This is a genomic window from Achromobacter insuavis (assembly GCF_902859645.1).
GTDB lineage: Bacteria > Pseudomonadota > Gammaproteobacteria > Burkholderiales > Burkholderiaceae_B > Achromobacter > Achromobacter insuavis.
This window is the reverse complement of sequence record NZ_CADIJR010000141.1, coordinates 1-7229: the sequence shown is the minus strand read 5'-3', so window position 1 is coordinate 7229 and position 7229 is coordinate 1. Positions and strand designations below refer to the sequence as shown.

Annotated in this window: 10 protein-coding genes; 3 read left to right on the top strand and 7 right to left on the bottom strand. The window is 70.3% G+C overall.

From position 1 onward, the window contains the following. The 7 genes from H0523_RS31085 to H0523_RS31055 all read right to left on the bottom strand — a co-directional run. Window positions 1-258 (bottom strand): FecR/PupR family sigma factor regulator (locus H0523_RS31085; protein ID WP_180180282.1); only part of this gene is annotated, 258 nt, incomplete at its 3' end. Beyond that, the gene (locus H0523_RS31080; RefSeq protein WP_054431322.1) at window positions 255-806 is read right to left on the bottom strand and encodes a sigma-70 family RNA polymerase sigma factor; all 552 of its coding nucleotides are present in this window, start codon (window positions 804-806) and stop codon (window positions 255-257) included. The genes H0523_RS31080 and H0523_RS31085, both read right to left, overlap by 4 nt. 108 nt (window positions 807-914) lie before the next feature. After that, window positions 915-1301 carry a DUF2784 domain-containing protein gene (locus tag H0523_RS31075; protein ID WP_054431323.1) on the bottom strand — a complete coding sequence of 129 codons (387 nt, stop codon included), beginning with the start codon at window positions 1299-1301 and terminating at the stop codon, window positions 915-917. Window positions 1302-1394: 93 nt separating this feature from the next. Then, a complete protein-coding gene (locus tag H0523_RS31070; protein ID WP_054431324.1) occupies window positions 1395-1970 on the bottom strand; it encodes a restriction endonuclease in 576 nt (191 codons plus the stop codon). Then, a complete protein-coding gene (locus H0523_RS31065; RefSeq protein WP_054431325.1) occupies window positions 1967-2191 on the bottom strand; it encodes an RNA-binding S4 domain-containing protein in 225 nt (74 codons plus the stop codon). Before H0523_RS31065 ends, H0523_RS31070 begins: the two co-directional genes overlap by 4 nt. A 46-nt stretch (window positions 2192-2237) precedes the next feature. Continuing rightward, on the bottom strand, window positions 2238-2921 hold the full coding sequence (locus H0523_RS31060) for a DUF502 domain-containing protein (RefSeq protein ID WP_054431326.1): 684 nt from the start codon (window positions 2919-2921) through the stop codon (window positions 2238-2240). A 108-nt stretch (window positions 2922-3029) separates the two neighbouring features. Further along, entirely contained in the window at window positions 3030-3497 is a 468-nt protein-coding gene (locus H0523_RS31055) for an Lrp/AsnC ligand binding domain-containing protein (RefSeq protein ID WP_054431327.1), read from the bottom strand. A gap of 135 nt (window positions 3498-3632) precedes the next feature. Here H0523_RS31055 and H0523_RS31050 point away from each other — a divergent pair, with 135 nt between their 5' ends. From H0523_RS31050 to H0523_RS31040, 3 genes are all read left to right on the top strand, one after another. Then, window positions 3633-4934: a D-amino acid dehydrogenase gene (locus H0523_RS31050; RefSeq protein WP_054431328.1), complete on the top strand. Its 1302-nt coding sequence runs from the start codon at window positions 3633-3635 to the stop codon at window positions 4932-4934. Window positions 4935-5115: 181 nt separating this feature from the next. Beyond that, a complete protein-coding gene (locus H0523_RS31045) occupies window positions 5116-6243 on the top strand; it encodes a metallophosphoesterase family protein (protein WP_054431329.1) in 1128 nt (375 codons plus the stop codon). Further along, a partial coding sequence (locus H0523_RS31040) for an AAA family ATPase (RefSeq protein ID WP_180180281.1) occupies window positions 6240-7229 on the top strand: 990 nt, incomplete at its 3' end. The genes H0523_RS31045 and H0523_RS31040, both read left to right, overlap by 4 nt.

Here is a 7229-nt window from a genome sequence, read left to right as displayed (position 1 = left end):
CGGCGCGCCGGACTGCGCCGGGGCGGCGTCCAGGGCGCGCAGCGCGGCGCGCGCGCTGTCCGGCACGGCGTCCAGCATCGACCAATCGGCATCCCAGCGGGCATAGGCCTGCGCATGCCCTGGCGAGGCCGCCAGCCAGGCGCGGAACGCGGCTTCGGTGGCGGGATCGGGCCGGTCCTTGCGGCGCACGAGCCAGTCCAGCGCGGCGGCGTCGGCCGCGGCGTCTGGCGATTCGGATGGCGCGGGATTCAGGGTCATGGCTGCAAGGGTTCGTGGCTCGGCGCCGGCGCGGCGCCGCCGGCGCGGGCGTCCCAGTCGGACTTGGCGCGGCGGCAGGCCTGCATCGCCACCTTGATGTGCTGTTCCACCATTTTGCGCGAGATGCCCATTTGCGCGGCGATGTCGCTGTGGGACAGGCCGTCGAAACGATGCATGACGAACGCCTGGCGGCAGCGCGGCGGCAGGGCGGAGATCACGGCGAGCAGGGCGTCGACCGCCTGCGTCGACATGGCCGCGGTCTCGGGCTGGCACGCGGCGGGCGCGGCGATCTCGTCCAGGGCGATGTCATCGCCGTCGGCGGCGCGGGGCTGTTCCTCGCCGCGCACGACGCTGCGGCGGTACTGGTCGGTCAGCAGATTGCGCGCGGTCCGGTAGAGCAGGGCGCGCGGCTCGATCAGTTCGCGCTCGCCCTGTTGCGCCGACAGCACGCGGGCGTAGGTCTCCTGCACGGCATCCGCCGCCGCATCCGAATTCCTGATGATCCGGGTGCAGAAATTGAGCAGTTCGCGGTAGTAGCGCTCCAGCACGGCGAGACAGGCAAAGGGCAGGGACGGGCCGTGGTCCGGGGGGAGCCGGGCGCATCGCATGAGTGCGTTGTAATGAGAATTGATACTGATTATCTCATAATCGGACAATCAGACCGGACCGACGGCGCGTCGCGCCGCCAGCCGGCGCCGCGCCCACAGGGCGTACACCAGCAGATTGCCGGCGACCAGCAGCGCCGCCAGCAGGATCTGGATGCCGCGCGTCAGGCCGTCCGGGTAGATCACCGCCAGGATGTAGTGCTCGATGAAGCCGCCGGCGTAGCCCTGTTGCCCGGCCTGCTGGCGCAGCGAGACTTCCAGCGGCGTCAGCGGGCAGATCCAGCCCATGCCGATGACCATCGCGCCCCAGGCCAGCGCGGGCAGGTGCAGGTAGGCCAGGCGCCAGCGCCACAGCGTCAGCAGCCCGCCGAACACGACGAAGGCGACGAACAGGCCGTGCACGATCAGGACGGCATCGGCCAGCAGGCGAGGGATCATGCGGCAGGGTCTCCGGGTTGCGTCCGGCGCCGCCGGGGCGTGCGCCCGCGGCGGCGGGGATCGGCAACCGGGCGCGCGGCCCGGCGCCGGCGGTCAGGGTTTCAGGTCGCGCAGCAGCTTGGCCAGTTCCGGCGCCGTCATCAGCGACACGCCTTCGGCGCGGGCGTATTGCAAGGCGTTCTCGGACACCTCGCCCAACGCGATATAGATGGCCTCGCGCGCGCCGCGCTTTTCGCGCGCCGCCTGCAGTTCGCGCAGCGGCTCGACGCCGACCCGCGCGGCCTTCCAGCGCTTGGCGCCGACCATGGCGACGTGGCCGTCCTTGGTCAGGGCGAAATCGGCGCCGGGGCCTGGCAGCCGTTCGACCTCGCAGCCATCGCGGCGAAAGCCGGCCTCGACCGTGGCGGCGAACTGCTGCCACGACATGGCCGCGGCGGCTTGCGCCACGGCGTCGACGCGGGCGCCCGACGGCGCGCGCAACTGCTTGTAGGCCGCCATGATGGCGATCACCGCGAACGGCACGGCGGCGAACACGCCCATGGCCGCGTACTCCAGCGGCAGCGCGGCGAACCCGCCCACCGACAGCAGCAGCGCCACACCGGCGCTCGTCCACCACGGCGAGCGCAGCAGCACCGCGAAGATGGAGTTCTGCGACATCTTGAACTTCATGACGCACGCACCACGATACGCACGTCGCCACAGGTGACGATCTGGCCGGGACGGATCTTGGCGGTCTTGCGCGTTTCGATCTCGCCGCCCACGCTCACGTGGCCTTCGGCCACCAGCATCTTGCCGGCGCCGCCGCTGTCGCAGACGCCGGTGGCCTTGAGCAGCTGGTTGACTTCAATAAAGGGGCTGCCTTCGGCAAGCGTGAATTCGATGATGGGCATGGAGCAATCGGGCGTTGAAGGGAAATCGGGCGTCGCGCGGGGGCGTTCAGCCCTGGCCGCCGGGGACGTTGCCGCCGGCGGGAGGAGCCGGCGGGGCCGGCGGCATGGGCGGGACGTCGGCCGGCGCCACCGGGCGGCCGCTGGGGGATTCGGCGCGCGCCATCCAGGCGATCAGCGACGAGCGCATGGCTTCCTCGACCGACATCTGGATCGGCTGCACCCATTCCTGCGGCACGAACACGGTATAGCCCCCGATCATATAGCCCATCGGCAGGTAGACGGCGACCCGGTCGCCCTGCGTGAAGCCTTCCGGCAGGCCGTCGAGGTTGCGGCGCGTCACCAGGCCGACCAGCTCCAGCTGCTGGCCCGGGATGCGCAGGATCACGACCTGCTGGGCGGTGGCCTTGGAGCTGGGCGAGAAGTAGTCGGCGAAGCTCTTGAGCGACGAATAGATGCTCTTGACCACAGGCAGGTTGGTGAACGGCATTTCCAGCAGCGCCATCACGCGCTTGACGCGCTCCTTGGACACCAGGTAGCCGATCGCCAGGATGCCCAGGATGCCCAGCAGCAGGCCCAGGCCGGGAAAGTAGAAGCCGCCGATGAAGGGGCGCAGGAAGGTCAGCGCCACCGCCTCGGTCCAGGCCAGGAAGATGTACAGCAGGTAGATCGTCAGCGCCAGCGGCAGCACGGTGATCAGGCCGCGGAAGAAGTATTTGTAGAGACGGGTCATAGTCATGAAGCCAGGAAATCGGGGTCGGGTCCAGCGCGCCGCGCGGACCGGAAGGGCCGCAGCATAGCAGCAGGCGGCGCGGGGTCCGGTAACAAGTCGCGCGAGGCGCTACCGGTCGACGGGCAGGTACAGGGTCTCCTTGATCTCCTCCATCACCACATAGCTGCGCGATTCGGCCGACGCGGGCAGGCGCTTGAGGATCTCGCCAAGAAGACGGCGGTATTCATTCATTTCGGTCAGGCGGGCCTTGACCAGATAGTCGAAATCGCCCGACACCAGGTGGCACTCCATGACCTCGGGGACGTACAGCAGCTCTTTCTTGACCTTGTCGAACACGTCGCCCGACTTGGCCGAGAGCTTGATCTCCAGGAACACCAGCAGGTTCTTGCCCAGCGCCGCCGGATTGACGCGCGCATGGTAACCGGCGATCACGCCTTCGCGTTCCATGCGCTTGACCCGGTCGGAGCAGGGCGTGGCCGACAGGCTGACGCGCTCGGCCAGTTCCGTGACGGAAATGCGGCCTTCCCGCTGCAGGATATCCAGGATTTTCAGGTCGATACGGTCGAGGTCGCGCATTTCACTTCTGGCGGTCGAAAAAGGGCGGTTGGCCGGGAAAAACCACTGCCGAACAAAAATCTTCAGTGTTTTTCACTGTGATGAGGCTCATAGACTACCGAAATTCCTGACCAAATCCAAACTTCGGAAAGAATCATGCATGTGATCGTCCTCGGCAGCGGCGTCATCGGTACCACCACCGCCTATTACCTGGCCCGCCAGGGCGCCAAAGTGACGGTGCTGGACCGCCAGCCCGGCGCCGCCCAGGAGACCAGCTACGCCAACGCCGGCCAGGTGTCGCCGGGCTATTCCACGCCCTGGGCCGCGCCCGGCATTCCGCTGAAGGCCATCAAGTGGCTGTTCAAGAAGCACGCGCCGCTGGCGATCCGCCTGGACGGCAGCCTGTACCAGCTGAAGTGGATGGCGGCGATGCTGGCCAACTGTTCGGCCGAGCGCTACGCGGTCAACAAGGAACGCATGCTGCGCCTGGCCGAATACAGCCGCGACTGCCTGCGCGAGCTGCGCGCCGACACCGGCATCCATTATGAAGAGCGCACCCGTGGCACGCTGCAGCTGTTCCGCACCGAGGCCCAGATGGAAGCCGCGCGCCGCGACATCGCGGTGCTGGAAGAGGTCGGCGTGCCCTACGAGCTGCTGGACCGCAACCGCCTGGTGAGCGCCGAGCCGGCGCTGGCGCGCTCGCTGCACAAGCTGGCCGGCGGCCTGCGCCTGCCCAACGACGAGACCGGCGATTGCCGCCTGTTCACCACCCGCCTGGCCGCAATGGCCGCGGCGCTGGGCGTGGAGTTCCGCTACAACCAGTCCGTCACCGGCCTGAACACGGCCGGCGGGCAGGTGACCGGCGTGCGCGTCGGCAACGAGGTCCTGACGGCCGACCGCTACGTCGCCGCCTTCGGCAGCTACACCCGCGGCTTCCTGGAGCCGCTCGGCCTGGACCTGCCGGTGTACCCGGTCAAGGGCTACTCGCTGACCATCCCCATGAAGGACGAGGCCGCCGCGCCCGTCTCCACCATCCTCGACGAAACCTACAAGATCGCCGTCACCCGCTTCGATGACCGCATCCGCGTCGGCGGCATGGCCGAGCTGTCGGGCTTCGACCTGCGCCTGAAGGACGCCCGCCGCAAGACGCTCGAGCTGGTCGTCAACGACCTGTTCCCCGGCAGCGGCGACGTGGCCCGCGCCGAGTTCTGGACCGGCCTGCGCCCGATGACGCCGGACAGCACGCCCGTGGTCGGCCCGACCCGCTACGGCAACCTGTTCCTGAACACCGGCCACGGCACGCTGGGTTGGACCATGGCCTGCGGCTCCGGCAAGCTGGTGGCCGACCAGGTGCTGGGCCAGCGTCCGCAGATTCGCACCGACGGCCTGGCGCTGTCGCGCTACGACCGCCACGCGCCGGCCGAACGGCCGCTGGTGCTGGACGGCAAGGGCGCCTGATTCCGGCCTGTTTCCCGCATCCTTTCCTCCGGCGCCGGCCACAAACCGGCGTCCCGACGGCCCGCCCGGCGCACGATGCCGGCCGGGCCGTTGTTCCATCGGGCGCAGCGCGACATTGCCGCGACACTTTCAGGCCCGTTGACGCCACAGGGAATCGGCGCCGGCCTCTACAATCGGCGGCATGATCCATTTCCTGCATACCGCCGATTGGCAGATCGGCCGTCAGTACGGCCAGTTCGAAACCGATGACGCCGCCTTGCTGGCCGAGGCCCGCTTCGATGTCGTCGCGCGCATCGCCGCGCTGGCGGCCGAACGCCAGGTCGACGCGGTGCTGGTGGCCGGCGACGTGTTCGACACGCAGGCCGTGTCCGACCGCACCATCCGCCGCCTGTTCGCCGCGCTGGCCGCCTACGCCGGGCCGTGGGTCATGATCGCCGGCAACCACGACGCGGCGCTGGCCGACAGCGTCTGGAGCCGCGCCGCGCAACTGGGCTGCATCGCGCCCAACGTGCGGGTGCCGTTGCGTGCTGGCGTGGTCGACCTGCCGGCGCAGAACCTCGCGGTGCTGGCCGCCCCGCTGACCCAGCGCCATACCTACGACGACGTCACCCAGGCCTTCGACGCGCTCGAATCCGAGCCCGGCCGCTTCCGCGTGGGCCTGGCCCATGGCAGCGTCGCCGGCCGCCTGCCCGACACCATCGACGCCACCAACCCCATCGCGCCCGACCGCGCCGCCCGCGCGCGGCTCGACTACCTGGCGCTGGGCGACTGGCATGGCTGCCTGGCCATCGACGATCGCACTTGGTACGCCGGCACGCCCGAACAGGATCGCTTCCGCGGCAACGAGCCCGGCTACGCGCTGGACGTGCGCATCGCCGCGCCCGGCGCCACGCCGCAGGTCGAGCGCGTGCCCACCGGCAAGTACCGCTGGTCCGCCTGGACCGAAACCCTGAGCCTGCCGACCGACGCCCAGGCGCTGGCCGAACGCCTGGCGGCGCTGCGCGCCGAAGACGTGCTGCGGCTGGAATTGCAAGGCCACGTCAACGTGCCGACCTGGGAGGCGCTGCAACGCGCCGTGGACCAGGCGGCGGCGCAGGCGAGGGCGGTGCTGCCCGATTTCTCCGGCCTGCTGCTCGAGCCCGACGAGGCCGACCTGGCGCAACTGGGCGCCAGCGGCTATGTCGGCGAAGTGGCCGCGCAACTGCAGGCCATGCAGGCCGATCCCGACCAGGCGGCGGTGGCCGGCGAGGCCTTGCGGTTGCTGCTGCGGTTCCAGCGCGATGGCGCGGCCCAGGGAGGCGCGCAATGAAGCTCACGCGCATCGCCCTCGAAGAATTCCGCAAGTTCCGCCAGCCCCTGGTGCTGGACGGCTTGCAGGATGGCCTGAACCTGTTCGTCGGTCCCAACGAAGCCGGCAAGAGCACCGTGGCCGCGGCCATCCGCGCCGCGTTCCTGGAACGCTACAGCACCCGCACCGTGTCCGACCTGGCGCCGCGCGGCGAAAGCGGCGCACGCCCCGGCGTCGAGCTTGCCTTCAGCCATGCCGGCCATGATTACCAACTGAAAAAGCACTTCCTGTCGCGCGCCCGCTGCGAGCTGCTGATCGACGACGGCGCCCAGCGCCTGGACGGCGAGGAAGCCGAGAACGCGCTGGCCGCGTTGCTGGGCTTCGAACTGGCCGCGCGCGGCCAGAGCAAGCCCGACCTGGCCGGCGTGCCGGGCCTGCTGTGGATCCAGCAGGGCGACGGCCAGAACCTGCAAACCGCGGCCGGCCACGCCGGCGGGCATCTGCGCGAGGCCCTGACGCAGTTGTCGGGCGAGCTGGCCTCCGGCGACGGTGACCGGCTCTACGAGCGCGTCGCCGCCGAGCGCGCCACCTTGCTGGATGCGCGCAACGGCCGCCCCAAGGGCATCTACAAGGACGCCGAGGACGCGCTCGCCGCCGCCCAGGCCGAGCGCGACCAATGCGCCCAGGCCAAGGCCCAGCTCGACGCCGACGTCGACCGGCTGGCGGCGCTGCGCGCCGAACACGCGCGCGCCGAGGCCGGCCAGCCCTGGAAGGACTTCGAGGCCCGCGCCGCCGAGGCGCGCGCGCGGCTCGCGGCCGTGGCCAAGGAACGCGAGGCGGTCGAAGGGCTGCAACGCGAACAGCGCCAGGCGGCCGAGACCTTGGCCGTGCTGCAGGAGCAGGTGCGCCGCGACCAGCAGGACGAAACCGAATTGCAGGCCCTGGTGGCGCAGGCGCAGGCCGCCCGCGCCGCGGTCCGGCAGGCCCAGGAGCCGCTGGCCCGCGCC

Coding starts and splice junctions, on each gene's coding strand:
- H0523_RS31050 (WP_054431328.1), top strand. CDS start 3,633: ATGCATGTGATCGTCCTCGGCAGCGGCGTCATCGGTACCACCACCGCC.
- H0523_RS31065 (WP_054431325.1), bottom strand. CDS start 2,191: ATGCCCATCATCGAATTCACGCTTGCCGAAGGCAGCCCCTTTATTGAA.
- H0523_RS31060 (WP_054431326.1), bottom strand. CDS start 2,921: ATGACCCGTCTCTACAAATACTTCTTCCGCGGCCTGATCACCGTGCTG.
- H0523_RS31075 (WP_054431323.1), bottom strand. CDS start 1,301: ATGATCCCTCGCCTGCTGGCCGATGCCGTCCTGATCGTGCACGGCCTG.
- H0523_RS31070 (WP_054431324.1), bottom strand. CDS start 1,970: ATGAAGTTCAAGATGTCGCAGAACTCCATCTTCGCGGTGCTGCTGCGC.
- H0523_RS31055 (WP_054431327.1), bottom strand. CDS start 3,497: ATGCGCGACCTCGACCGTATCGACCTGAAAATCCTGGATATCCTGCAG.
- H0523_RS31045 (WP_054431329.1), top strand. CDS start 5,116: ATGATCCATTTCCTGCATACCGCCGATTGGCAGATCGGCCGTCAGTAC.